Source organism: Bradyrhizobium sp. CCGUVB1N3 (assembly GCF_024199925.1).
Lineage (GTDB): Bacteria > Pseudomonadota > Alphaproteobacteria > Rhizobiales > Xanthobacteraceae > Bradyrhizobium.
Genome location: NZ_JANADR010000001.1, coordinates 9,647,301 through 9,670,815 on the forward strand (window position 1 = coordinate 9,647,301; position 23,515 = coordinate 9,670,815).

Genomic DNA, 23,515 nt, shown 5'->3' on the forward strand with positions numbered 1-23,515 from the left:
AATATCGCTGAGATTAGCGCATGCTAGGCCAACATCAATGCCGTCTCTGTGAAGCCGGTCACATCCGCCAGCGGGCACACGGCCGCTGAGCTTACGACAGGCAGAGCGAAATATTCGTTCGACCCTCTTGCCAAGTCGCCGCGCTTGCCTTATGAGCGCGCTCCTTCGCGATGGCCATGGGTTCGGGCTCTCTGAGACCCGACTGGCGCGGGCCGGTTTCCGGTTTCGTGTTCCGCCGAACGAAGGAGAAAAGCAGGCGTAGCTCATGGAGAGCGTCGGGCTGAAACCCCGAAGGCATCGGTTCGATTCCGGTCTCTTGCTCCACAAAGGATAGCTCAGTGGTAGAGCAGATGACGTTTAATCATCGTGACGCGGGTTCGAATCCCGCTCCAGCGCTACGGGTCAGCCTGAAAAACTGACACCTCTGACGAGGACCGGACGCGCGCTTCAGTCGCAGTCCGGCCGTTTTGCCCAAAAGGCTTCCGTCCGAACAACGACACTGTGAGACCGGCTTCGCGCCGCGGTGGATACCGCTTGCGCTGATGCCGGGTGGCTCGGCATGACCGCTCGACACGCGCCGAGCGATCGCGCGCGTGCGCCCGGCATCACGCAAGCTCAAGCCCCGGCCCGCCGTTTTTTCAGGAAGCGTCGTCCGTGTCCTCACGTCCTTTGCAAACGAAACCCGCCGTCCGGCCGCGTCTGGCCGGAGGGCAACATGATGGAGGCGTGCCATGAGCTGGCATTTGCTGATGCTGAACGTGACGGTGAAGGATGGCGAGCGTGCGTTGCTCACGCGCAACGGGCAGCTCGTGCGCGTGCTCGCGCCCGGTCGGCATCGCCTGTTCGATCCCTTGCACGAGCTGAAGGCCGAAGTGCTCGATGTGGTCCGCAGCGAATTCTCTGCGGATCGCTACGCGGTGCTGAAGGCCGCGCGGCCTGATCTTGCCGCCGAGCTGTTCGAAGCGGTCGAGACCAAGGCGGACGAGATCGCCATCGTCAGCCTCGACGGCCGGCCCGTGCATCTGATGACGCCCTGGCAGGTGCGTGTCTACTGGAAGGTCGCAACCCGCATCGATGTCGAGCGCATCGATGTGTCGCGCGATCCCCGCGTCGACGCGCGGCACCTGACCATGATCGAGCGCAACCGTTCGACCGTCGTGAGCGAGACGGTGGTCGAGAACCACGAGGCGGGCCTGCTCTATGTCGAGGGCCGGCTCGTGGAGCGGCTCGCGCCTGGCCGGCACGCCTTCTGGATCGTCGGCCGCAAGATCGAGGTGAAGCGCCTCGACTTGCGGCCCCAGGCGGTCGAGATCACCGCGCAGGAGATGCTGACCAGGGATCGCATCGCGCTGCGGGTGACGCTGACCGCGTTCCGCAGGATCGTCGATCCCGAGCGCACGGTCGCGACCGTGCCTGACGTGGATGCGTGGCTGTACCGCCTGGTGCAGTTCGCGATCCGCGAGGCGGTGGCCGGCCGCACGCTGGACGAGGTGCTGTCTGCGAAGGCGGCGCTGGATGCGGAGCTGCGCGACTATGTGCGCGCACGCGTCGCGGTATCAGGCGTGGAGGTCACCGAGCTCGGCGTCAAGGATGTGATCCTGCCCGGCGAAATCCGGGAGCTGGTGAACAAGGTGGTCGAGGCGGAGCGGGTCGCGAAGGCGAACCTGATCCGCCGGCAGGAAGAGACCGCGGCGACGCGCTCGCTTCTGAACACCGCCCGCCTGATGGAGGAGAACCCCCTGCTGCTGCGGCTCAAGGAGCTGGAGTCGCTGGAGCGGCTGGTCGAGAAGGTCGGCCGCATCGACCTCCATGCCGGTGACGGCGAGGGCCTCGATGCCCTGCTCACCCGGCTCGTGCGCCTGAAGGCGCCTGAGAGCGTGTGAGTCAAGAAAGGCCGCCCACGGGCGGCCTTTCGTTTGTCCGGTAAGTGAAGTGCGCGGGCGCAGCGACCGAGTTGAGGCGAGCATTGCGCGCGCCGTCCTGCGCGAGGAAGGCAGTGAGGTGAGGGATTCTCGGCTCGTCATTCCGGGCTCGCGACTTCGTCGCGCCCCGGAATGTCGTCACAAACAAAAACCCCGGCATCGCTGCCGGGGTTTCGCATTTCGCAATTTGCTTGGAAACGGCTGGATCAGAAATCCATGCCGCCCATGCCGCCGCCCGGAGGCATGGCGGGGCCGGCAGCTGCCTTCTTCGGCAGCTCGGCGACCATAGCCTCGGTGGTGATCAGCAGCGCCGCCACGGAGGAGGCGTTCTGGATCGCGGTGCGCACGACCTTCGTCCGGTCGATCATGCCGATTTTGACGAGGTCGTCGTATTCATGAAGTCTTTTGGCCGAGCATGGCTCGTAGGAGTTCAGTTGCGGCCGTCAAACCACGAGCAGTCAGAGTGAAACCGGTTTCCTTGCTTCCGCCCGCGTCGACAGCGAACGATCTGATGTAAGCTGCGAAATTTGCGCCGTCGTACGCATCATAGTGTAGGCACGCTTCTTTGAACTGCTCGAAGGTGACGCGGGCGGCGCCCGTGCCCAGATAGGCCGCAACCCCCTTCAAGAGTAGCACATTGTGCATGCGTTCCTTCTTGTTGCCGCCAGGTATGGCTCTTGCAACTAGATCAATCTCGTCTATCCCAAGACTAAAGAATGGTTGAAGACTCTTCGGATCTAGATTGCTACGTTTGAGCCACTTCAGCGCCACTGAATTGATGCCCTCGGAATCGTCGCTGGAATGGTCATCCTCTGGTCCCCTAGGAGCTGGAGAAGAGACGGAGCCCGCGAGTTGCCGATCATTATCGCGTGCGACGGTAGTTGCACCGGCGATGTCGTACTTCAGTCCAAGCATCTCTGCCGCATATCGCAAAACACGAAGCTGCGCGGAAGCGTCAAGGTCCTGCAGCGCCGAGTAGACATTTCCAATTGCGGCGATCTCTGGCGAGTCAGCATTCCGGCCGGGCTTCTTTCCCATTATCTATCTCTCCCCTGCAAGGTAGTGGGCCACAGTGCATCCCATTCGGCTTTTAGAAAATCGACGGCAAATTCAGCAGCCATGAACGCTGCAAAGGTCTGCCAAGAATCCGTCTTTTCCGCCGCGAAATCGCACACAGCTTTGAATGAAGCCATACGCGGCTTTGGATCAGGAGATTCGTGGCATGCTCGATAAACCGCGTAGGTTTCCATTTCTACGCCGACAAGCTTTCGCCAATTCTTCGTAATCTCCAGAATCCGGGTCGGATCGTCGATTACCTGATCTGCGGCTCCGACCGGTCCAATGTGCAATCTATTCCCGTTCTTGGGTGTCGCTCCAGTCCAGCGTTCCCGTATCCTAGTGAATACCTGCTTATTTCCAGAATATCTCTGCAAAACGCTACGGAGCCGAGCGTTCAAGCCAATGGGATATGGATCGGGTAGGAATTCGCGTATTCCATTTACGTCGACGACCTTTCCGGAATTGTAGTCGACGCTCGGGTCGGCAACTAGAACGTCTCCAAATTCTTTGTTCTGAACCGCCACGGGTTTGCCGGAGGCTCCAACTCCTGAGAGGATGGAGCCATGACAAGCAAGACGACGAACAAGTTTTCACCCGAGGTCCGGGCTCGTGCGGTTCGGATGGTTCTGGATCATGCGAGCGAGCACCCGTCGCGGTGGGCGGCCGTGACCTCGATTGCGGCCAAGATCGGCTGCACACCGCAGACGCTGCACGACTGGGTCAAGAGGGACGAAGTCGATAGCGGACACCGGGCCGGCGTTCCGACCGACATGGCCGAGAAGCTGAAGGCGCTGGAGCGGGAGAACCGTGAGCTTCGGCAGGCGAATGAGATCCTGCGCAAGGCGAGCGCGTATTTTGCGATGGCGGAGCTCGACCGCCGGTCCAAGCCATGATCGCCTTCATCGACGATCATCGTGGGGCGCATGGGGTCGAGCCGATCTGCAAGGTCTTGCCGATCGCCCCTTCGACCTACCACGCCCATGTGGCCAGGCGGCGCGATCCTGCCAGGCTGTCGGCGCGCGCCAGGCAGGACGCTACCCTGAAGATCGAGGTTCGGCGGGTGTTCGATGAGAACTTCCGGGTCTATGGCGTGCGCAAGGTCTGGCGGCAGCTCGAGCGGGAAGGCTTCGATGTTGCCCGCTGCACGGTGGCGCGACTGATGCGGGACATGGGTTTGCAAGGAGTCATCCGCGGCAAACCCGTCAAGACCACGATCAGCGACAAGGCCGCGCCATGCCCGCTGGATCACGTCAACCGCCAGTTCAGGGCGCCAAGGCCGAACGTTCTTTGGCTCTCCGACTTCACCTATGTCGCGACCTGGACCGGCTTCGTCTACGTCGCCTTCGTCATCGATGCCTACGCCCGCAGGATCGTGGGGTGGCGGGTCTCGCGCACGGCGCATGCGGGCTTCGTGCTCGATGCGCTGGAACAGGCCCTGCACGATCGCCGGCCGGTCCATCGCGGCGGGCTCGTGCACCACAGCGACAGGGGCAGCCAATACGTCTCGATCAAATACACCGAGCGTCTGGCTGAAGCTGGTATCGAACCTTCTGTCGGCAGCGTCGGGGACTCCTATGACAACGCTCTCGCCGAAACCATCAACGGCCTCTACAAGGCCGAGGTGATCCATCGGCGCGGGCCATGGCGCAGCTTCGAGTCCGTCGAGTTCGCGACGCTGGAATGGGTGGACTGGTTCAACAACCGAAGGCTCCTCGAGCCCATCGGCAACATCCCGCCGGCCGAAGCCGAGCAACGCTACTACGCCATGCTGGAACAACCCGCCATGGCGGCATAACTTAAACCAAATTGCCTCCGGCAAACCCGGGGCGGTTCAGTTCCCAGATCGAGTCCCCGCTGCAATTCCTATCATCACGACTAGGCGGGGTCGAAACTGCAAGATTAATTGCGTCGTAGCGATGGCTGCCGCCGTAAGGCCCATAGACGTGGAAGCGGTCGCAACTACTCGCAGCTTTTTGCCGGAGTTCGTCGTTAACGTCGTCTCTTGATAAACATGCGCAAAACTTGCATCGCCAATCTCTCGCCAGGCCTTCGCTCCTCCAAAGGCTTCTCGAACCGCATCAAGTTCGGGCTGCTCAAGTGCGCAGATTATTCCAATATCCGTACCAAAGGCGGCCTCGGGTTCGACGGTAGGCAGGGCAAGGTCGCTTAGACTTCGTAGGCGACCGATACCTTCCGGCTTGAGGAGCCAGCGCATCGGAGGACCCGGGTCAACAGGCTCGACGTACGAACTGTATTTTCGAAGACTTGCGCTCACATTCGATGGCATTTTCGCGCCAAGATGAAGCCTCAGCACTTGGCTTATCTGCTTAACTGTGGCGGGAAGCAACTCGGCATTCAGTGAATGGAGCGCTGCTAAGATGACGTACTGGTCGCTGCGGTCGCGTGGTTTGACGGCGCTCAAAATTGTCGAGAAGCTTATTGGCAAAACCGCCTCATGCAACAATCAGTATTATTCAAGGAGCCACAGGCTAAAGCAACGACCCCATCATACAACGATAAGTAGCGGTGCTCAATTCGCCAAAAACAAAAACCCCGGCATCGCTGCCGGGGTTTCGCATTTCTTGAGTTTGCCTGAAACGGCTGGATCAGAAATCCATGCCGCCCATGCCGCCGCCCGGGGGCATGGCGGGGCCGGCGGCTGCCTTCTTCGGCAGCTCGGCGACCATGGCCTCAGTGGTGATCAGCAGCGCCGCCACGGAGGAGGCGTTCTGGATCGCGGTGCGCACGACCTTGGTCGGGTCGATGATGCCCTTGGTGACGAGGTTGCCGTACTCGCCGGTCTGCGAGTCGAAGCCGTAGGAGTACTGATCCTTCTCGAGGATCTTGCCGACGATCACCGAACCGTCTTCACCGGCGTTGATCGCGATCTGGCGGGCCGGAGCGGACAGCGCCTTGCGCACGATCTCGACGCCGGTCTTCTGGTCGTCGTTCTTGGTGCGCAGGCCCTTGAGCTGCTCGGAAGCACGGAGCAGGGCGACGCCGCCGCCCGGGACAATGCCTTCCTCGACCGCGGCGCGGGTCGCATGCATCGCATCATCAACGCGATCCTTGCGCTCCTTGACCTCGACCTCGGTCGCGCCGCCGACGCGGATCACCGCGACGCCGCCAGCGAGCTTGGCGAGACGCTCCTGGAGCTTCTCACGGTCGTAGTCCGAGGTGGTCTCCTCGATCTGCGCCTTGATCTGGGCCACGCGCGCCTCGATGTCGGCCTTCTTGCCGGCGCCGTTGACGATCGTGGTGTTCTCCTTGTCGATCATCACCTTCTTGGCGCGACCGAGCATGTTGAGCGTGACGTTCTCGAGCTTGATGCCGAGATCTTCCGAGATCGCCTGGCCGCCGGTCAGGATCGCGATGTCCTGCAGCATGGCCTTGCGGCGATCGCCGAAGCCCGGAGCCTTGACGGCCGCGACCTTCAGGCCGCCACGCAGGCGGTTCACGACCAGGGTCGCGAGCGCTTCGCCTTCGACGTCCTCGGCGACGATGATCAGCGGCTTGCCGGTCTGCACCACGGCCTCGAGCAGCGGCAGCAGCTCGTTCAGCGAGGAGAGCTTCTTCTCGTTGATGAGGATGTAGGCGTCGTCCATTTCAACGCGCATCTTGTCGGCGTTGGTGACGAAGTAGGGCGAGATGTAGCCGCGGTCGAACTGCATGCCTTCGACGACGTCGAGCTCGGTCTCGAGCGACTTGGCTTCCTCGACGGTGATGACACCCTCGTTGCCGACCTTCTTCATGGCGTCGGAGAGGAACTTGCCGATCTCCTGGTCGCCGTTGGCCGAGATGGTGCCGACCTGGGCGATCTCCTCGTTCGAGGTGACCTTCTTGGAGTTCTTCTGGAGGTCCGCGACGACGGCGTCGACGGCGAGGTCGATACCGCGCTTGAGGTCCATCGGGTTCATGCCGGCGGCAACCGCCTTGGCGCCTTCACGGACGATCGCAGCCGCGAGCACGGTCGCGGTGGTGGTGCCGTCGCCGGCCGCGTCAGCGGACTTGGAGGCGACTTCGCGCACCATCTGGGCGCCCATGTTCTCGAACTTGTCGTCGAGCTCGATCTCCTTGGCGACGGTGACGCCGTCCTTGGTGATGCGGGGAGCGCCGAACGACTTGTCGAGGACGACGTTGCGGCCCTTCGGACCGAGCGTGACCTTCACGGCGTTGGCGAGGATCTCGACACCGCGCAGCATGCGGTCGCGGGCGTCGACGCCGAATTTCACTTCTTTGGCTGACATATTGGTTTCCCTGAGTTGTCTTGGTCTCATCTCACCCTTGGCGAGGCGCCCGGCAGGCGCTCCTCAGGGGTGAGCGATGCGAGCGGTTGAACTAGGCGGCCTTCTTCTTCGAAGCGGGAGCTTCGAGCACGCCCATGATGTCGCTTTCCTTCATGATCAACAGGTCCTGACCGTCGATCTTGACCTCGGTGCCCGACCACTTGCCGAACAGCACGCGGTCGCCGACCTGGACGTCGATCGGGATCAGCTTGCCGCTCTCGTCCCGGCCGCCGGGGCCGACGGCGATCACTTCGCCCTGCGAGGGCTTTTCCTTGGCCGTATCGGGAATGATGATGCCGCCAGCGGTCTTCTCTTCTGCGTCGATGCGCTTGACCACGACGCGGTCGTGAAGCGGACGGAATTTCATGCAGTCCTCCTAAGCATTTGCACAAGATGGAGATTTTTGGATGTTAGCAGTCGATGCCCGCGAGTGCTAGTGCGGGCGAAGCTGAGATAGGACAGGTTTTTTACGGGAGCAAGGGCTTCTAGCAGAAAAATCAGCACTCAGAAGGCCTGTCTGCCAAAAACATTTTCCATCGTTAACCGGACCCCGCCCGGCTATTAGCAGGCGCCGCGATCTGCTGCTAAAGCATTGAATTTCAACAACTTGTTAAACTTTTGGGCTTGAGATGGGTTGGCAGTGTGCGTCACATTTCTCTCATGTGAGCGCATCGTTTCCGGGTGGCTCTTTAGGGCAGTCCGAGTAAGTCACCCCTTGAATATGCGCTCCTGCAAAGGAGGCTGGCATGGGCTTGCGGGTTGGGGGTGTTTCCGACGACTTCCGGAAACAGTTGCTGGGTTACGGGCTGACGACGGCGCAGATCCTTTATCGGATGCCGGATCATCCCTCGCTGCTCCAGACCTACATCTGGCAGAACTACGATCTGTTTCCGAAATTCCCGGCGCTGACGGATTTCCTCGCCTTCTGGGAGGAGAAGCTCGACGGTCCCCTCTATTCGGTGACGGTGGCGCACTCCAAGCTGATCAAGCCCGCCGAGCTGCGCGCCGTCGATGGCGTGTTCAGGCTGCATTGAGAGCTGCCGTAGGGAAGGCAAAGGCGCGAATGCGCCGTGCCCACCAAACGCGTCCGCCATTTGGTGGGCACGCCACCGGCCGCGCGTTCGCGCGACCGCCGGCTTTGCCCACCCTACGATTCCCAAATTCCGTGCTAGCTTCCCATCAGAACAAGAACGGGAGGCAGACAATGGCCAAGCGGAAGGTGACCTCGCGCAGCGCGGCGCAATCAGCGGTGAAGAAGAAGTGGCACGGCAACAAGGTCGCTAAGCGATCTTCGGCCCGCAAGGCAGTGAAGGCCAAAGCTCGCGCGACATCTGCGAAAACGCGCACCCGGCCCAAGCAGCGCATCGCCGTCAGCCATCACCGCGAAGAGGATTTCAAAGCCGACGGCCTGCGCGCCTACGCGCAGTATCGCGATCTCGGTATCGCAGCGGCAACGCATGGTCTCGCGCAGGCCCATGTCATCCGCCTGCTGCCGCCGTGCAATCCGGCCGAGGTTTCGAAGCTGCACTATCACGCCGTCGAATTCCAGATGGTCTACGTGCTCAAGGGCTGGGTGAAGACCTACATGGACGGCCAGGGCGAGACGCTGATGAAAGCGGGGAGTGCCTGGACCCAGCCGCCGAAGATCAAGCACATGATCCTGGATTATTCGGACGACGTGGAATTGCTGGAGATCATCCTGCCGGCGGAGTTCAAGACGGTGGAGATCACGGCGTAACCATTCGCAGTCATTCCGGGTTCGGTGCTTCGCACCGCCCCGGAATGACGGAGCAACCTACGTCAACACCCCCACGATCGCGCCCATCAGGCACGTCGTCAGCGTCCCCGATACGATCGACTTCAACCCCAGCGCGTTGATTTCCTCGCGTCGCTCCGGGGCCATGACGCCGAGGCCGCCGATCATGATGCCGAGGCTCGCGAAGTTGGCGAAACCGCACATCGCGTAGAGCATGATCAGCCGCGAGCGCGTATCGAGTGCGTCGGGTGCGAGTTTCGACAGATCGACATAGGCGATCAGCTCGTTGAGCACCGTCTTGGTGCCCATCAGGCTGCCGGCCGTGACAGCCTGATCCCAGGGCAGCCCCATCAGCCAGCACACCGGCGCCATCACGAGGCCCAGCAGTCGTTGCAGAGAGATCGCTGCGCCGCCGATGCTCGGCAGCAGGCCGAGGACGGCATTGACGAGATAGACCAGCGCCACCAGCACGATCAGCATGGCGACGATGTTGAGCAGCAGCTCGAGCCCTGCTGAGGTGCCCTTGACGATCGCATCCATCGTGCCGGAGGCGTGCATGTCGGGGTCTTCGAGCGAGCCGCCGGTGAGCCGGTCGACCGTCTCCGGCACCATGATCAGGCTGATCAGGATCGCGGCCGGCGCGCCGAGCACCGAGGCAATGACGAAATGCGCGGCCGCGTCCGGGATCAGCGGCGCAAGCAGCGTCGCATAGAGCACCAGCACCGTGCCGGCGATGCCGGCCATGCCGCCGGTCATCACCAGGAACAATTCGCTGCGCGTCATCTGCGCCAGATAAGGGCGCACGAACAGCGGCGCTTCCACCATGCCTAGGAAGATGTTCGCTGCAGTCGACAGCCCGACCGCGCCGCCGACCCCCAGCGTGCGCTCGAGCAGCCACGCCATGCCGCGCACGATCGGCGGCAGCACGCGCCAATAGAACAGCAGCGTCGTCAGCACGCTCATCACCAGCACGATCGGCAGCGCCTGGAAGGCGAGGATGAAATCGGCGCCGGGTGCCTTGAGGTCGAAGGGCAGGGGGCCGCCGCCGACATAGCCGAACACGAACGACGTGCCGGCGCGCGCGGCCGCCGAGATCGCGCCGACCGCGTCGTTGATGGCGCCGAAGGCATGCGCGACGAACGGCAGCTTGAGCAGGACGATCGCGGTGAGGAAGGTGACGACGAGGCCGATTCCCGCCTGGCGCAGCGAAACCGCGCGACGGTTCTCCGCCAGCGCGAACGCGATCAACAGCAATGCGAAAATGCCGAGTGCCGATTGCAGTCGCAGCATGATGTCCCCAATCCCGCAATGATTATGGCAGCCGGGCCGTTGCAAAGGCAATGCCGGGGCGCACCGGAGCCCGACCGGTTGTTGACAAGACTTCCGGGCTCAGTCACGCCTCAGCGTCAACACCAGCCGCGCGGGGCGCCACGGGCCTCGCCGAAAAAGAGCAGCTTCAAGAGCAGCCGATGTCCGCGAACCCGCCGGTCAGTGCCGGCGACCTCCTCAAGCACAAGCCGTTCCTCTTCTTCCTGCTCTCGCGCAGCCTGTCGCGCTTTTCCAGCCAGATCGCGGCGGTCGCGATCGGCTGGCAGATCTACGATCTCACGGGTTCAGCCTTCGCGCTCGGCATGGTCGGGCTCGTGCAGTTCCTCCCCACAGCGCTTCTGGTGTTCGTCGCTGGCCATGCCGCTGACCGTTTTGAGCGCAAGCGCGTCGTCCAGCTCTGCCAGCTCGCGGAAGCCGCGACCGCGCTCTATCTCGCCGCGAGCACCTATCTCGGCGCCATCGGCGAGGTGCAGATCTTCATCGCCACCTTCGCGCTCGGCATCGCCGGCGCATTCGAAAGCCCGACCACCGCGGCGCTGCTGCCGTTGATCGCGCCGCAGGGCTCGCTCCAGCGGGCGACTGCGATTGCCAGCGGCGCGGCGCAGGTCGCGACCATCACCGGGCCGGCGCTCGGCGGCTTCGCCTATGCGGTCGCGCCGCACTTCGCCTATGCCGTGATGGTTCTTTTCTGGATTCTCGGCATGATCCTGACCGGTTTCATCCAGCCGGGCCCGCAGGCTACGCCCAAGGATGCGGCGGATGACGACATCTTTGCCGGCGTGCGCTTTATCCGCTCCAATCCGGCGATCCTCGGCACCATCTCGCTCGATCTGTTCGCGGTGCTGTTTGGCGGCGTCACCGCGCTGTTGCCGATCTATGCCCGCGATATCCTCCAGGCTGGCCCTCTTGGTCTCGGCGTCCTGCGCGCCGCGCCCGCGGTCGGCGCGTTGATGATGACCATGGTGCTGGCCCGTCACGCCATTTCGCGGCATGTTGGCATCAGGATGTTTCAGGCGGTGATCGTGTTCGGCATCGCCACCGTGGTGTTCGCGCTGTCGCCGTGGATGTGGCTGTCGGTGCTGGCGCTCGCGGTGCTGGGCGCCGCCGACACCATCAGCGTCGTGATCCGTTTCTCGCTGGTGCAGCTAGCTACGCCCGACGAGATGCGTGGCCGCGTCGGCGCGGTCAACTTCCTCTTCATCAACGCCTCGAACCAGCTCGGCCAGTTCGAGAGCGGGCTCACCGCCGCACTGTTCGGCGCGATGCCGGCCGCCGTGCTCGGTGGCATCGGCACCATCGCGGCAGCGTTGCTATGGATGAAGCTGTTTCCGAGCCTGCGGAAGGTGGAGCGGCTGGAGTAAAATAATACCCCCTTCTACCTCTCCGCCTACTGTGCATGGGGTTGTTTTTCACTTTTTTTGAGCGGGGGCGACGCTCTCCCCGCAAGCGGGGAGAGCGAGAGGACAGAATTTAGCCGCGGCCCACGAACGGCATCTTGGTCGCCATGACCGTCATGAACAGCACGTTGGCGTCTAACGGCAGACCGGCCATGTAGGCGACGGCATCGCCGACCGCCTTCGCGTCCATGCGCGGCTCGTGCTTCATCGTGCCATCGGGCTGCATCACGCCGGGGCCGGCGACCATGCGGTCGGTCATCGGGGTCGCGGCATTGCCGATGTCGACTTGGCCGACCGCGATGTCATAGGCGCGGCCGTCGAGGTTGGAAGCCCTGGTGAGGCCAGTGATCGCGTGCTTGGTCGAGGTGTAGGCGGCCGAGAACGGCCGCGGTGCGTGCGCCGAGATCGAGCCGTTGTTGATGATGCGGCCGCCACGCGGGTTCTGGTCCTTCATGATGCGGAACGCGTGCTGGGTGCAGAGGAACGGGCCGGTGAGGTTGGTGTTCACCACCGCCTGCCACTGCTCGAGGCTGAGATCCTCGAAATTCACCGGAGGGGCGCCCATGCCGGCATTGTTGAAGAGCACGTCCAACCGGCCATAGGTGTCCTTGACCTTGGCAAACAGCGCGGCGATCGAGCCGGGATCGGTCATGTCGGCGGAGACGCTGAGGCTTTTTCCGGCAGGTCCAAGCTTTGCGGTCTCCTCGAGCATCTCGAGCCGGCGTCCGGCCAGCACCACGGTGAAGCCGGCGTTCATCAGCGCCAGTGCGGCTGCGCGTCCGACACCGGTGCCGGCGCCGGTCACCACTGCGATCTTTTTCGCTTCGCTCATCGTTTCCTGCCTTTTCTTCTCTTTCAGGTTTTGGATTCTTTGTCGTTCTTGTAGGGCGGCCGCGGAATGTTCTGATGCGCGGCGCGCAAGGCCGCCGACCAGCGCGAGCGCAGGTCGTGGAAATAGGGTTCGCCCGCCTCGATGCGATGGTTGAGATCGGCGTCGCACGCATCGGTACGCACCACCAGCACGTCGATCGGCAGGCCGACGCCGAGGTTGGAGCGCATCGTCGAGTCCATCGAGATCAGGCTGGTCTTCAGCGCCTCATAAAGCTCGATGTCGTAATGCATGGCACGGTCGAGCACCGGCTTGCCGTATTTGTGCTCGCCGATCTGAAGGTACGGCGTGTCGGTGGTGCACTCGATGAAATTGCCGGCCGGATAGACCATGAACAGCCGCATCCGCGAGCCCTTGATCTGGCCGCCGAACATGAACGACACGTCGAAATTGATGTCCTCGGCCTTGAGCGCAGCCGCCTCGGTCGAATGCACGGCGCGGATGGCGCGGCCGATGCGCTGCGCCGCCTGGAACATGGTCGGCGCGTTCATCAGCGTCTCGATGTCGCCGGTGTCGGGATCCTCGAGACCCTCGGTGAGCGTCGACAGCACCGACTGGCTGATCGCGAGATTGCCGGCGCTCGCAATCGCCATGATGCGATCGCCGGGTTTTGAGAAGATGTGCAGCTTGCGGAAGGTCGAGACGTTGTCCAGCCCCGCATTGGTCCGGGTGTCGGCGATCATGACCAGACCTTCCCGAACCAGGATTCCGCAGCAATAGGTCATTTCAGTCCCCGAACGCGAACAAGTTGCGCAAGACTAGTAGCCAATTTCGCGTGGCCCTCCAACCCCATTTCCCCGGCCGCGGGGCCCGTGAAACCTTATCCTTGGCGCGCGCCGTAGCAACCCGCTAGAAGGCAGGCGAGGGACGAGGGAGGGGAGATGAGAAAGCTGGTGATCGGCAGCCTGATTGCGGCTGCGCTGGGCATGACGAGCCCCAAGGCCACTGCCGGCCCATGGGAAGACGGCATGGCCGCCTACAACCGCGGCGACTATGTGCCGGCGATCCAGGTGTTCCGCGGCATGGCGAAGGCCGGCAATGCGAAGGCGCAAGGCATGCTGGGCGCGATGTATCAGCGTGGGCAGGGTGTGGCGAAGAGCTCGGCGCGCGCCTTCATGTGGCTGAGCCTGGCTGCCTCGCGTGGTGATGCCACGGCCAAGGCGCAGCTCAAGACCGTCTCGGCGACGATGACGCCGGAAGACAAGGCGCGCGCGAAAGAGATGATGCAGGCCTGCGAGACGTCGGACTACAGGAATTGCGAGTATTGAATTTCTTTCCTCATGGTGAGGAGCGTGCGAAGCACGCGTCTCGAACCATGAAGGCCCCGCTGTCGCCCCCGGCCCATCCTTCGAGACGGCGCTGACGCGCCTCCTCAGGATGAGGTCCGCGAACTACCCCTGCCACTGCGATTGCGACTGACCGGAACGTCCGGCCTGATCCACCTTCACCGTGACGCTCAGCGTCTCCGCGCCGCCGCCATAGCGGGTGCCGCGCACGGGGGCGGCGCCGAGATAGTCGAGCCCGATCGCGACGCGGACATGGGCATCGGTCGAGCAGATGCAGTTGGCGGGATCGAAGCCGACCCAGCCCAGATCAGGCACGAAGGCTTCGGCCCAAGCATGGCCGGCGTCCTGGTGGACGGTGCCGTCCGAGCGCAGGAAATGGCCGGAGACGAAGCGCGCCGGCACGCCGGCGGTGCGGGCGCAGGCGATGAAGATGTGGGCGTAGTCCTGGCAGACGCCGCGCTTGAGCGTGAACGCCTCGACCGCCGAGGTTCCGCTGTTGGTCGGGTCCTCGTCGAACGTCATGTGCTCGCTGACCTCCGACATCAGCGCGTGCAGGAAGCCGAGCGTGTCGCTCTCGGCTTCGCTGCGCAATTGGCGCGCAAAGCTCGCCATTGCCGGATTGACCGTGGTGAGCTCGGTCGAGCGCAGGAACAGCCCCGACGGAAAGCGCTCGTCGGCGCCTCGCAGCACGCCGCCGGTGTCATGGGTCTCGATCAGGCCTTCGGCGCTGATCTTGATGTCGGCGACGGGACCACAGGACAGCACATGGGTGACGTTGCCGAAGGCGTCCTCGTGCATGTCGAGCTTGGTGTCGGCGGAGACGTCGATCTGCCATTCCGCCACATACTGCCCGTCATGGCTGCCGGGCGTCATGCGCAGGATCTGGATCACGCTCGTTGCCGCCGGCTCGTAGCGATAGGTCGTGGTGTGCTGGATTCGCAGGCGCATGGTGTTTCTAGGTCGGTCATTCCGGGATGGCTCGAAGAGCCAGACCCGGAATCTCGAGATTCCGGGTTCGATGCTTCACATCGCCCCGGAATGACGAAAGGGTGAGAGGGTCGGTCCTGGCTAGATCAAATACTGCTTCGTGACGATTTCGCCCAGCCTTGAATTGTCCGCGATGAATTCCTGAATGAATTCATGCACGCCGTGCTGGAAAATGTCGTTCATGTTGGAGTGTTCCAGCCGGTTGCGGATGCCGCGGGCGTGGCGCTGGGCCGGGCCCTGGCGGCCATAGGCGACGCCGATCTGGTCGAGATTGCGCACGAGATTGCCGTAACAGCTCGCCAGCGACCGCGGCAGCGTGTCGTTGAGGATGAGCAGATCCGCGATCAGCCAGGGTTTCAACGTCTCGCGATAGACCCAGTGATAGGCGGTCAGCGCCGAGACCGAACGCAGGATCGAGCTCCACTGATAGAAGTCGAGCGGGCCCCCGACATGCTCTTCTTCCGGCAGCAGCACATGGTACTTCACGTCCAGAATGCGCGCGGTGTTGTCGGCGCGTTCCAGATGCAATCCGAGCCGCGAGAACCAATAGGCGTCGTTGCGCAGCATGGTCCGGTAGGCCGAGCCGTCGAAGCGCAGCGAGGTCTCCTGCACGAAGCGCAGGAATTTTGCCAGGTCCTCGCGTGTCGAGGTGCCCTTGCTCCAGACCTCCTGGAGCTCAATCCAGGCCGAGTTGATGGTGTCCCACATCTCGCTGGTCAGCGCGGTGCGGACCGAGCGCGAGTTCAGCCGCGCCGCCTCGATGCAATTTCTGATCGAGGACGGGTTGGTCGCCGAGAACGAGAGATAGTCGATGACGTTGCGTTCGTTGGCTTCCTCATAGGTCTGATAGAAGCTTGCGGCGACGCCGGCGGTGAGTAGCGCCGAGTCCCATTCGTTGGTCTTGCCGACATAGGTCGCCGGCAGGGCGGTGACGCGCAGCGTCGCATCGATGGTGCGCGCGAGATATTCGGCGCGCTCGACATAACGGGCGAGCCAGTAGAGGTTTTCGGCGGTACGCGACAGCATTCTCTCTACTCGTCCAGTATCCAGGTGTCCTTGGTGCCGCCGCCCTGGCTCGAATTCACGACCAGAGAGCCTTCCTTCAGCGCCACGCGGGTGAGCCCGCCCGGCACGATGGTGGTGCGCTTGCTGCCCGTCAGCACGAAGGGCCGCAAGTCCACGTGGCGCGGCGCGAGGCCGGTTGCGGTGCAGGTCGGGCAGGTCGACAGCGCCAGCGTCGGCTGCGCGATGAAACCTTCGGGCTCGCGCTTCAGCTTCTCGCGGAAGGCTTCGATGGTCGCTTTCGTGGCAGCGGGGCCGATCAGCATGCCGTAGCCGCCGGAGCCGTGCACTTCCTTGACGACGAGCTCGCTCAGATTGTCGAGCACATAGGCGAGGTCTTTCGGCTCGCGGCAGCGCCAGGTCGGCACATTCTTCAGGATCGGCTCCTCGCCGAGGTAGAATTTCACGATGTCCGGCATGTAGGAGTAGATCGCCTTGTCGTCGGCAATGCCGGTGCCGACGGCGTTGGCGAGCGTGATGTTGCCAGCCGCATAGGCCGACATCAGCCCGGGCACGCCGAGCACGGAGTCGGGGCGGAAGGTGAGGGGATCGAGGAAGTCGTCATCGACGCGGCGATAGATCACGTCGACGCGTTTCAACCCTTCCGTCGTGCGCATGAACACTTCGTTGTTCTTGACGATGAGATCTCTGCCCTCGACGAACTCGATGCCGAGCTTGTCCGCGAGGAAAGAGTGCTCGTAATAGGCGGAGTTGTAGACGCCGGGCGTGAGCAGGGCGACCGTCGGCTCGGCCGAGGCACTGAGCGGAGCCACCGAGCGGAGTGCGGCGAGCAACTCGTCCGGATAGCGCTCGACCGGCGCCACCTTGTGGCGGGCGAACAGGTCCGGAAACAGCCGCATCATGATCTCGCGGTTTTCCAGCATGTAGGACACGCCGGACGGCGTGCGCGCATTGTCCTCCAGCACGATGAAGTCGTTGGCGTCGACCCGGACGATGTCGATGCCGGCGATGTGCACGTAGACGTCGTGCGGCACCTGCTGGCCGTTCATCTCGGGCCGGAACACCGGGTTGTGGAAGATCAGGTCGTCGGGGACGACCTCGGCGCGCAGGATATCGCGGCCATGATAGATGTCGCGCAGGAACATGTTCAGCGCCCGCACGCGCTGCTTCAGGCCCTTCTCCAGGAGCGCCCATTCCTTGCCCGACATGATCCTGGGAATCACGTCGAACGGGATCAGCCGCTCCGTGGATTCGGAATCCCCATAGACTGCGAACGTGATGCCGATCCGGCGGAACAGGAGCTCCGCTTCCTGACGGCGATATTCGAGCGCCTCGGGAGGCGTCTCCTTGAGCCAGCGTGCCAGCTCCTGATAGGCGGGGCGCAGGTCCCCGCCGGGAATGTTCATTTCGTCAAACGCGACTGCCATAGATCCCGACTGCTCTCCGTGGCCATGCTTGCGAGAGTGCATGACTTACCCCGGTAGTAGCAAGGGCCGGGCCAGCGCGATAAGCATCTGCTGTGGGCATTTGCCGGGGATGGCCGGAGACTTGCCTGAAAAAATGGCTGAGGACTGCTTATTTCGGCAGCAAAACCGCGTGACTTCAACGCGTTACCTCGGCAAAGTCGGCGTCACAGGTGAGGGACAGGTTTATGAGCGATATCGTCACGGCGGGCATTCTGGTCATTGGGGATGAGATCCTGTCCGGCCGGACCAAAGACAAGAATATCGGCTTCATCGCCGAATATTTGACCAATATCGGCATCGACCTGAAGGAGGTCCGGGTCGTCTCCGATGACGAGCCCGACATCATCGCGGCGTTGGATGCACTGCGGCATCGATACACCTACGTCTTCACCACCGGCGGCATCGGGCCGACCCATGACGACATCACCGCGGACAGCGTGGCAAAGGCCTTCGGCGTCGGCATCGACCATCACCCCGAGGTGGTCGCCCGCTTCCGCGAGCGCTGGAGCGAGCAGGACCTCAACGAGGCCCGCCTGCGCATGGCCCGCATCCCCGACGGCGCCGAGCTGATCCAGAGCGCGACCATTCTCGCCCCCGGCTTCAAGATCGGCAATGTCATCGTGATGGCGGGCGTGCCGTCGATCATGCAGGCGATGATGGACATCGTCTCGCCCAAGCTGAAGTCGGGCGTGCGCATGCTTTCCGAATCGGTCCGCGCCAATGCACGGGAAGGCGACATCGGCGGTCCCTTGCGGACGATCGCCGGCGCCCATCCCGACACCATCATCGGCAGCTACCCCTTCATGGACGAGGAGCAGAAACCGAACACCAACCTGGTGGTGCGCTCGCGCGATCCGGAAAGGCTGGCGGCAGCGATGGCGGCGGTGAAGGAAATGCTGGCGGGATTGAACGTTAGCCGCTAGCAGAAGACGCTTGAGACGAATGGAGACGACGATGGGCCAGGCGCCGGAACTGAGTGCGCAGGAGCGGGCCGGCAAGGCCTTTCCGGTTTCGTGGGACCAGTTTCACCGCGACTGCCGGGCTCTGACCTGGCGCCTCAACGAAGTTGGTCCGTTCCACGCGGTGATCGCGATCACCCGCGGCGGCCTGGTGCCGGCGGCTATCGTGGCGCGCGAGCTCGGGGTGCGCGTCATCGATACCGTCTGCATCGCGAGCTACGACCACGACAAGCAGGGTGATTTGCAGGTTCTCAAGGGCATTTCCGACGCGGCGATGAAGCTCGGCGGCGGCACGGGCAAGGGCCTTCTGATCGTCGACGACCTCGTCGACACCGGCAAGACCGGCAAGCTCGTCCGCGAGATGCTGCCCGACGCCCATTTCGCCACCGTCTATGCCAAGCCCAAGGGTCGTCCGCTGGTCGACACTTTCATTACGGAAGTTTCGCAGGACACCTGGATCTTCTTCCCTTGGGACACCGCGCTGTCCTACCACCCGCCGCTCCGCGACGGCGCGGCCTAAGCAAGCGGGATGATCGGCGATGGCTGGACAGGCGCGGTTGGCATGGTTCGGCTTCGTCGTAGCCTTCGCGGTGACGCTCTTCGCGGCTGAGGCCCGATGCCAGGATCGCCAGGCCTCGGCTCTTGACCCTGCCGTGATCGAGGACATCGTGGTCGGCAGCCGCGTTCTCGCCGAGCTCGGGGTGCTCGACGGCTTCGGCCATGTCAGCGCCCGTGATCCCAAGGGTCCCAATCACTTTTTGATGTCGCGCTCGCTGGCACCGGCGCTCGTCACTGCCGACGACATCATGGAGTTCGATCTCGACGGCAATGCCGTGGACGCCAAGGGGCGCAGCGTCTTCCTGGAGCGCTTCATTCACAGCGAGATCTACAAGGCCCGTCCCGATGTGATGGCAGTCGTGCACACGCACTCGCCCGGCGTAATCCCGTTTACGGTCAGCCAGGCCGGCTTGCGGCCGGTCTTCCACAACGCGGCGTTCCTCGCCGCGGGCGCGCCGGTCTGGGACATCCGTAAGGATTTTGGCGAGACCAACATGCTGGTCAGCAATTCGGCCATCGGCAAGGGACTGGCGCTCGCGCTCGGCGACAAGACGGTGGTGCTGATGCGCGGCCATGGCGACGCGACCGTGGGACCGTCCGTGAAAGTCGCGGTCTTCCGCGCCTACTACACTGACGTCAACGCGCGGCTGCAGTCGCAGGCGATCGCGCTTGGCGGCGAGGTGAATTATCTGACGGCAGCGGAGGGTGCCAAGGCCGATGCGATCAATCTGCAGGTTCTCGACCGCGTCTGGAATCTGTGGAAAATGCGCATCACCACGGCGCCACCAAAATAGTGCCGCTGCAAAACCGTGTCATGCCGACGGGTGAGATCATCGCCACCCCACATCGCGGCATGTTCACGGGCAACCGCGGCATCATCCACGATCCCGCGACGAAGACGCTGCTGAAAAAACGCTGGTCGACGCCGGCCTGGCTGACCTGCACGTGCGAATTCCGCGGCCGTCGCCGCGAGGTGATGGCAACGCAGAGCTGGACCGAGCTGTTCTTCCTGGACGAGGCCACCGCGCTCGCTGCCGGCCATCGTCCCTGTTTCTATTGCCGCCGCGACGATGCCAATCGCTTCCGGGCCGCATGGCAGAAAGGCAATCGCGTGCAGGATGCCCGCATGCACGACATCGACGCGGTGTTGCACCACGAGCGGCTCGATCACGGTCAGAAACGACTGCACGCGCTGCTGATGCCGCTCGACCAGCTTCCCGTCGGCGCGATGGTGAGCCAAGGCGAGGAGAGTTTTCTGGTGACGCAGGGCAGGGTGCTCTTGTGGTCGCCGGCAGGCTATGCCGAGGTCGAGCGCCAGCCCGGCGAAGCAAAGCTGCTGACGCCGCCGTCGACGCTGCGCACACTCCACGCCGGCTATCAGCCCGTGCTGCATGCGACCGCGTCGCCCTAGCGCAGAGCCGTCCCTGTTCATCCACTGTCATCCGCGCATCGCGCAGCGCCCATTCGCGGATCACCTGGCGGCAGCGAGAGATCTCGGCATCGCTTGCCACGCCAGTATCCTTCGCCGCGCGCTCTACCGTTGCCTTGCAATTGACGAGCACGGAACGGTCCTCGGCGTGCGCCGGCATCGCCAGCGCTGCCAGCAGCCCGATGCTGTAGGCAAGCGGCATCAACCCAGCCTCTCGCGCGCCAGCGCAGCGCCGGCGCCGAGCGCCATCAGCTTGGCTTCCGCGATCTCCCGCCGCATCGGCGCCATGCCGCAATTGGTGGTGGCGATGATGTTGCTCTTGGGCACGAATTTCGACACTGCGTCGATCACTTGAACGACATCATCCGCCGTTTCCACCGTGTCGCTGGCGACATCGATGACGCCGGCCTGAACGATCTTGCCCTTCAACAGCGCGAGCAGATCGAGCGGGACCCTGGAATTGCGGCATTCGATCGCAACCTGCTGGATCGAGCTGGCATCGATCGCGGGGAAGATCTGCTCATACTGCCGCCATTGGCTCCCGAGCGTCTCCTTCCAGTCGGTATTGGCCTTGATGCCGTAGCCGTAGCAGATGTGCACGGCGGTGGTGCAGGTGAGGCCCGCGGCGGCACGCTCCAGAGCCTTGATGCCCCAATCGTTGACCTCGTCCATGTAGACGTTGAAGGCGGGCTCATCGAACTGGATGAGATCGACGCCGTCGGCCTGCAAGGCCTTGGCTTCCGCGTTCAGGAGATCGGCGAAGGCAAAGGCCATCTTCACCCGATCGCCATAATAGCGATCGGCGATGGTGTCGATGATGGTCATCGGGCCGGGCAGGGTGAATTTCAGCTTCTTCTTCGTGTGCGTCCGCGCCACGCGCGCTTCGAAGGCATGGACGCGGTCCTTGAGCTGCAACGGCGCGACCACCTGCGGCACCATCGCCTTATAGCGATCCTTTCGGATTCCCATCTCAACCTTGTGCGCGAAGTCGATGCCCTCGATCTTCTCGAGAAAGCCGTGCACGAAGTGCTGCCGCGCCTGCTCGCCTTCGGTGACGATGTCGATGCCGGCGTCTTCCTGGACCTTCAGCCAGATCAGCGTCGCGTCGCGCTTGGCGCGCAGCAGCTCGTCACCCTTCGACTTCCAGGGCGCCCAGAGCATGTTCGGCTCGGCGAGCCATTCCGGTTTCGGCAAGGAGCCGGCGATGGTGGTTGGAAACAGCATGGCGCCCTCCGCATCTGATATCATTGCGCACCTTCCTGCCATGTCTTAACGTCGAGGTACAGAACGACAAAAGTCGGTTGTTCCGGGAAGCCGTGAGCCATCACCACCTCGTCATTCCGGGGCGCGACGAAGTCGCGAGCTATGATGCGCAATTGCGCATCTGAGAATCCATAGCCGCGATCGGGAGTATGGATTCCGGGCCTGCGCCGTTCCAGCGCATCCCGGAATGACGCTGACGAGAGAGCGAGCGAACAAACGAAAAGCGACCTAAGGAAACGCCATGATCGAGTTCTTCTTCGACTGCTCCAGCCCCTGGACCTATCTCGCCTTCCACAACATCCAGCCGCTGGCAAAGGAGCTCGGCGTCGAGATTTCCTGGCGGCCGATCCTGGTCGGCGGCATCTTCAACAGCGTCAACCCTAGCGTCTACGCGCAGCGCGAAACGCCCGTGCCGCTGAAGGCGCGCTACATGCTGAAGGATCTCAACGACTGGGCGCGCTCGTCGGGGCTTGCGATCAAGATGCCGCCGACGGTGTTTCCGGTGAACAGCGTGAAGGCGATGCGCGGCTGCATCTGGTTCGGCAACGACATGGTGCCGTTCGCGACCTCGGTGTTCGAGACCTATTGGGGGCAGGACAAGGACATCTCGCAGGACGCAGTGCTCGCCGACATCTGCAAGACGGTCGGCGTCGACGCGCAAGAATTCTTCGCCGGCATTTCCGAGCAGGCGATCAAGGACCAGCTCAAGGCCAACACGGAAGAGGTCGTCGCGCGCGGTGGCTTCGGCTCGCCCACCATCTTTCTCGACAAGACCGACATGTATTTCGGCAATGATCGGTTGCCCCTGATCCGCGAGGCGCTGCTTCGCCGCAAGGCGAGTGCGGCCTGATGGTGCGGGCTGTCGTTTGCCGCGCGCTCGGTCCGCCCGAAAGCTTGCGGCTCGAGACCTTCCCGTCCCGGCCGCTAGGGGAAGGCGAGGTGCGGGTTGCGATCCGCGCCGCCGGACTCAACTTTCCGGATATTCTGATGGCGGCCGGCGAATATCAGCTCAAGCCCGAGTTGCCGTTCACGCCGGGCGTGGAGGCCGCGGGCGATGTGACCGAGGTCGACGCCGCGGCGCGCGGCGTTGCGGTGGGCGACAAGGTCATCGTGAAAATGCGCTACGGCGCCTATGCCGACGAGGCAGTCGTGGCGGACTCGCAGCTCACGCGGATGCCGTCGACCTTCGATTATGCGGAAGCAGCGACCTTTCTCGCCGGTCACGGCACCGCCTATCACGCGCTGATCGATCGCGGCAAGGTCGAGCCGGGCGAAGTCCTTTTGGTGCACGGTGCCGCCGGCGGCGTCGGCCTGGCGGCGGTCGAGTTGGGCAAGATGCTGGGCGCGACGGTGATTGCCTGTGCGTCATCGGACGAGAAGCTCGCGATCGCGAAGGAAAGGGGCGCCGATCACCTCGTGCTCTATGCGCGCGAGCCGTTTCGCGATGCCGTCAAGCGCATCACGGACGGCCGCGGCGCCGATGTCGTATTCGATCCGGTCGGTGGCGAGGTCTTTGAGAACTCGATGCGCTGCATCGCCTGGGGCGCGCGGCTCCTGGTGATCGGCTTCACCGGCGGTATCGGCTCGGCGAAGACCAATCTCCTGCTGATCAAGGGCGCGAGCGTGCTGGGCGTGCGCGCCGGCGAAGCGGTACGCAAAAATCCGGCGCTGGGCGAGGCGCGTCTCAAGGCGCTGCTCGCGTGGGCCGATGAGGGTAAGCTGCGCCCCAACGTCTCGCATCGCCTGCGGCTGGAGGATTATGCGAAGGCGATGCGGCTATTGATCGACCGCAAGGCGATCGGACGCGTGGCGCTGGTGATGGATTGATGCTGTGTAGGGTGGGTTAGCGAAGCGTAACCCACCACTTCTCTCGACACGCGGAAAGTAAAGAGGTGGGTTACGCGCA

25 protein-coding genes, 2 tRNA genes and 1 other annotated feature are annotated in these 23,515 nt (G+C 63.3%); of the genes, 14 read left to right on the forward strand and 13 right to left on the reverse strand.

Annotated elements, in window-relative coordinates; genetic code table 11:
• The first annotated feature begins 252 nt into the window (after positions 1-252).
• The 3 genes from NLM33_RS45530 (at position 253) to NLM33_RS45540 (ending at position 1,883) form a co-directional block, all read left to right on the forward strand.
• A tRNA-Phe gene (locus tag NLM33_RS45530) sits at positions 253-324 on the forward strand.
• 5 nt (positions 325-329) lie between these two features.
• Positions 330-395 (forward strand) — tRNA-Lys (locus NLM33_RS45535).
• 336 nt (positions 396-731) lie between these two features.
• Positions 732-1,883, forward strand: coding sequence for a slipin family protein (locus NLM33_RS45540; RefSeq protein ID WP_254105235.1), 1,152 nt, complete (start codon positions 732-734; stop codon positions 1,881-1,883).
• A gap of 245 nt (positions 1,884-2,128) precedes the next feature.
• Here NLM33_RS45540 and NLM33_RS45545 read toward each other — a convergent pair whose 3' ends face one another.
• The 3 genes from NLM33_RS45545 to NLM33_RS45555 are packed head-to-tail and all read right to left on the reverse strand — an operon-like array spanning position 2,129 to position 3,505.
• Positions 2,129-2,290 (reverse strand): hypothetical protein, encoded by a 162-nt coding sequence (locus NLM33_RS45545; RefSeq protein WP_371930088.1) that lies wholly within the window; start codon positions 2,288-2,290, stop codon positions 2,129-2,131.
• Between the two features lie 25 nt (positions 2,291-2,315).
• Positions 2,316-2,960, reverse strand: a complete 645-nt coding sequence (locus NLM33_RS45550) for a hypothetical protein (RefSeq protein ID WP_254105236.1) — start codon at positions 2,958-2,960, stop codon at positions 2,316-2,318.
• The gene (locus tag NLM33_RS45555) at positions 2,960-3,505 is read right to left on the reverse strand and encodes a hypothetical protein (protein ID WP_254105237.1); all 546 of its coding nucleotides are present in this window, start codon (positions 3,503-3,505) and stop codon (positions 2,960-2,962) included. The genes NLM33_RS45550 and NLM33_RS45555 overlap by 1 nt, the downstream gene beginning before the upstream one ends.
• 39 nt (positions 3,506-3,544) lie before the next feature.
• Between NLM33_RS45555 and NLM33_RS45560 the strand changes: the two genes are divergently transcribed.
• A protein-coding gene (locus tag NLM33_RS45560) for an IS3 family transposase (protein WP_254094988.1) occupies positions 3,545-4,776 on the forward strand; the annotation gives its coding sequence in 2 pieces (ribosomal slippage) (positions 3,545-3,836 and positions 3,836-4,776; 1,233 coding nt in all).
• Positions 3,829-3,945, forward strand: a sequence feature (AL1L pseudoknot). (Overlaps the previous gene by 117 nt.)
• Before the next feature lie 36 nt (positions 4,777-4,812).
• Here the strand turns inward: NLM33_RS45560 and NLM33_RS45565 are convergent.
• The 3 genes from NLM33_RS45565 to groES form a co-directional block, all read right to left on the reverse strand.
• Positions 4,813-5,445: a hypothetical protein gene (locus tag NLM33_RS45565; RefSeq protein ID WP_254105238.1), complete on the reverse strand. Its 633-nt coding sequence runs from the start codon at positions 5,443-5,445 to the stop codon at positions 4,813-4,815.
• 142 nt (positions 5,446-5,587) lie between these two features.
• Entirely contained in the window at positions 5,588-7,228 is a 1,641-nt protein-coding gene (gene groL, locus NLM33_RS45570; RefSeq protein WP_254105239.1) for a chaperonin GroEL, read from the reverse strand.
• Positions 7,229-7,319: 91 nt separating this feature from the next.
• Positions 7,320-7,634 carry a co-chaperone GroES gene (gene groES / locus NLM33_RS45575; protein WP_212407848.1) on the reverse strand — a complete coding sequence of 105 codons (315 nt, stop codon included), beginning with the start codon at positions 7,632-7,634 and terminating at the stop codon, positions 7,320-7,322.
• Between the two features lie 379 nt (positions 7,635-8,013).
• Between groES and NLM33_RS45580 the strand changes: the two genes are divergently transcribed.
• Together NLM33_RS45580 and NLM33_RS45585 are read left to right on the forward strand one after the other, a co-directional pair.
• Positions 8,014-8,301, forward strand: coding sequence for an usg protein (locus NLM33_RS45580; RefSeq protein ID WP_254105240.1), 288 nt, complete (start codon positions 8,014-8,016; stop codon positions 8,299-8,301).
• A 170-nt stretch (positions 8,302-8,471) separates the two neighbouring features.
• Complete coding sequence (locus tag NLM33_RS45585; RefSeq protein WP_254105241.1) at positions 8,472-9,005, forward strand: cupin domain-containing protein; 534 nt, start codon at positions 8,472-8,474, stop codon at positions 9,003-9,005.
• Between the two features lie 57 nt (positions 9,006-9,062).
• Here the strand turns inward: NLM33_RS45585 and NLM33_RS45590 are convergent, their stop codons facing one another.
• Positions 9,063-10,313 carry a NupC/NupG family nucleoside CNT transporter gene (locus tag NLM33_RS45590; RefSeq protein ID WP_254105242.1) on the reverse strand — a complete coding sequence of 417 codons (1,251 nt, stop codon included), beginning with the start codon at positions 10,311-10,313 and terminating at the stop codon, positions 9,063-9,065.
• A gap of 179 nt (positions 10,314-10,492) precedes the next feature.
• Between NLM33_RS45590 and NLM33_RS45595 the strand changes: the two genes are divergently transcribed.
• Complete coding sequence (locus tag NLM33_RS45595; RefSeq protein WP_254105243.1) at positions 10,493-11,713, forward strand: MFS transporter; 1,221 nt, start codon at positions 10,493-10,495, stop codon at positions 11,711-11,713.
• Positions 11,714-11,822: 109 nt separating this feature from the next.
• On the opposite strand, the gene NLM33_RS45600 is transcribed toward NLM33_RS45595, so the two are convergent.
• Together NLM33_RS45600 and NLM33_RS45605 are read right to left on the reverse strand one after the other, a co-directional pair.
• On the reverse strand, positions 11,823-12,581 hold the full coding sequence (locus tag NLM33_RS45600; RefSeq protein ID WP_254105244.1) for an SDR family oxidoreductase: 759 nt from the start codon (positions 12,579-12,581) through the stop codon (positions 11,823-11,825).
• A gap of 23 nt (positions 12,582-12,604) precedes the next feature.
• Positions 12,605-13,363, reverse strand: coding sequence for a proteasome-type protease (locus tag NLM33_RS45605; protein WP_254105245.1), 759 nt, complete (start codon positions 13,361-13,363; stop codon positions 12,605-12,607).
• A 156-nt stretch (positions 13,364-13,519) separates the two neighbouring features.
• Here NLM33_RS45605 and NLM33_RS45610 point away from each other — a divergent pair, with 156 nt between their 5' ends.
• Positions 13,520-13,906: a hypothetical protein gene (locus NLM33_RS45610; RefSeq protein ID WP_254105246.1), complete on the forward strand. Its 387-nt coding sequence runs from the start codon at positions 13,520-13,522 to the stop codon at positions 13,904-13,906.
• Positions 13,907-14,029: 123 nt separating this feature from the next.
• Here the strand turns inward: NLM33_RS45610 and NLM33_RS45615 are convergent, their stop codons facing one another.
• From NLM33_RS45615 to NLM33_RS45625, 3 genes are all read right to left on the reverse strand, one after another.
• The gene (locus NLM33_RS45615) at positions 14,030-14,872 is read right to left on the reverse strand and encodes a transglutaminase family protein (RefSeq protein ID WP_254105247.1); all 843 of its coding nucleotides are present in this window, start codon (positions 14,870-14,872) and stop codon (positions 14,030-14,032) included.
• Between the two features lie 120 nt (positions 14,873-14,992).
• Positions 14,993-15,937 (reverse strand): alpha-E domain-containing protein, encoded by a 945-nt coding sequence (locus NLM33_RS45620; protein ID WP_254105248.1) that lies wholly within the window; start codon positions 15,935-15,937, stop codon positions 14,993-14,995.
• A gap of 5 nt (positions 15,938-15,942) precedes the next feature.
• Positions 15,943-17,361, reverse strand: a complete 1,419-nt coding sequence (locus NLM33_RS45625) for a circularly permuted type 2 ATP-grasp protein (RefSeq protein ID WP_254105249.1) — start codon at positions 17,359-17,361, stop codon at positions 15,943-15,945.
• A 224-nt stretch (positions 17,362-17,585) separates the two neighbouring features.
• On the opposite strand from NLM33_RS45625, the gene NLM33_RS45630 reads away from it, so the two are divergent.
• From NLM33_RS45630 to NLM33_RS45645, 4 genes are read left to right on the forward strand one after another with little or no spacing between them, the layout of a single operon-like run.
• Positions 17,586-18,323, forward strand: a complete 738-nt coding sequence (locus tag NLM33_RS45630) for a molybdopterin-binding protein (RefSeq protein ID WP_254105250.1) — start codon at positions 17,586-17,588, stop codon at positions 18,321-18,323.
• A gap of 31 nt (positions 18,324-18,354) precedes the next feature.
• Positions 18,355-18,879, forward strand: a complete 525-nt coding sequence (gene gpt, locus NLM33_RS45635; RefSeq protein WP_254105251.1) for a xanthine phosphoribosyltransferase — start codon at positions 18,355-18,357, stop codon at positions 18,877-18,879.
• Between the two features lie 19 nt (positions 18,880-18,898).
• Entirely contained in the window at positions 18,899-19,711 is an 813-nt protein-coding gene (locus tag NLM33_RS45640) for a class II aldolase/adducin family protein (protein ID WP_254105252.1), read from the forward strand.
• On the forward strand, positions 19,711-20,328 hold the full coding sequence (locus tag NLM33_RS45645; protein WP_254105253.1) for a hypothetical protein: 618 nt from the start codon (positions 19,711-19,713) through the stop codon (positions 20,326-20,328). The genes NLM33_RS45640 and NLM33_RS45645 overlap by 1 nt, the downstream gene beginning before the upstream one ends.
• A 219-nt stretch (positions 20,329-20,547) precedes the next feature.
• On the opposite strand, the gene NLM33_RS45650 is transcribed toward NLM33_RS45645, so the two are convergent.
• On the reverse strand, positions 20,548-21,570 hold the full coding sequence (locus tag NLM33_RS45650; protein WP_254105254.1) for a methionine synthase: 1,023 nt from the start codon (positions 21,568-21,570) through the stop codon (positions 20,548-20,550).
• 280 nt (positions 21,571-21,850) lie between these two features.
• On the opposite strand from NLM33_RS45650, the gene NLM33_RS45655 reads away from it, so the two are divergent.
• Both NLM33_RS45655 and NLM33_RS45660 read left to right on the forward strand, forming a co-directional pair.
• Positions 21,851-22,459 carry a 2-hydroxychromene-2-carboxylate isomerase gene (locus tag NLM33_RS45655; RefSeq protein WP_254105255.1) on the forward strand — a complete coding sequence of 203 codons (609 nt, stop codon included), beginning with the start codon at positions 21,851-21,853 and terminating at the stop codon, positions 22,457-22,459.
• Positions 22,459-23,436 carry an NADPH:quinone oxidoreductase family protein gene (locus NLM33_RS45660; protein WP_254105256.1) on the forward strand — a complete coding sequence of 326 codons (978 nt, stop codon included), beginning with the start codon at positions 22,459-22,461 and terminating at the stop codon, positions 23,434-23,436. Before NLM33_RS45655 ends, NLM33_RS45660 begins: the two co-directional genes overlap by 1 nt.
• Positions 23,437-23,515 lie beyond the last annotated feature (79 nt).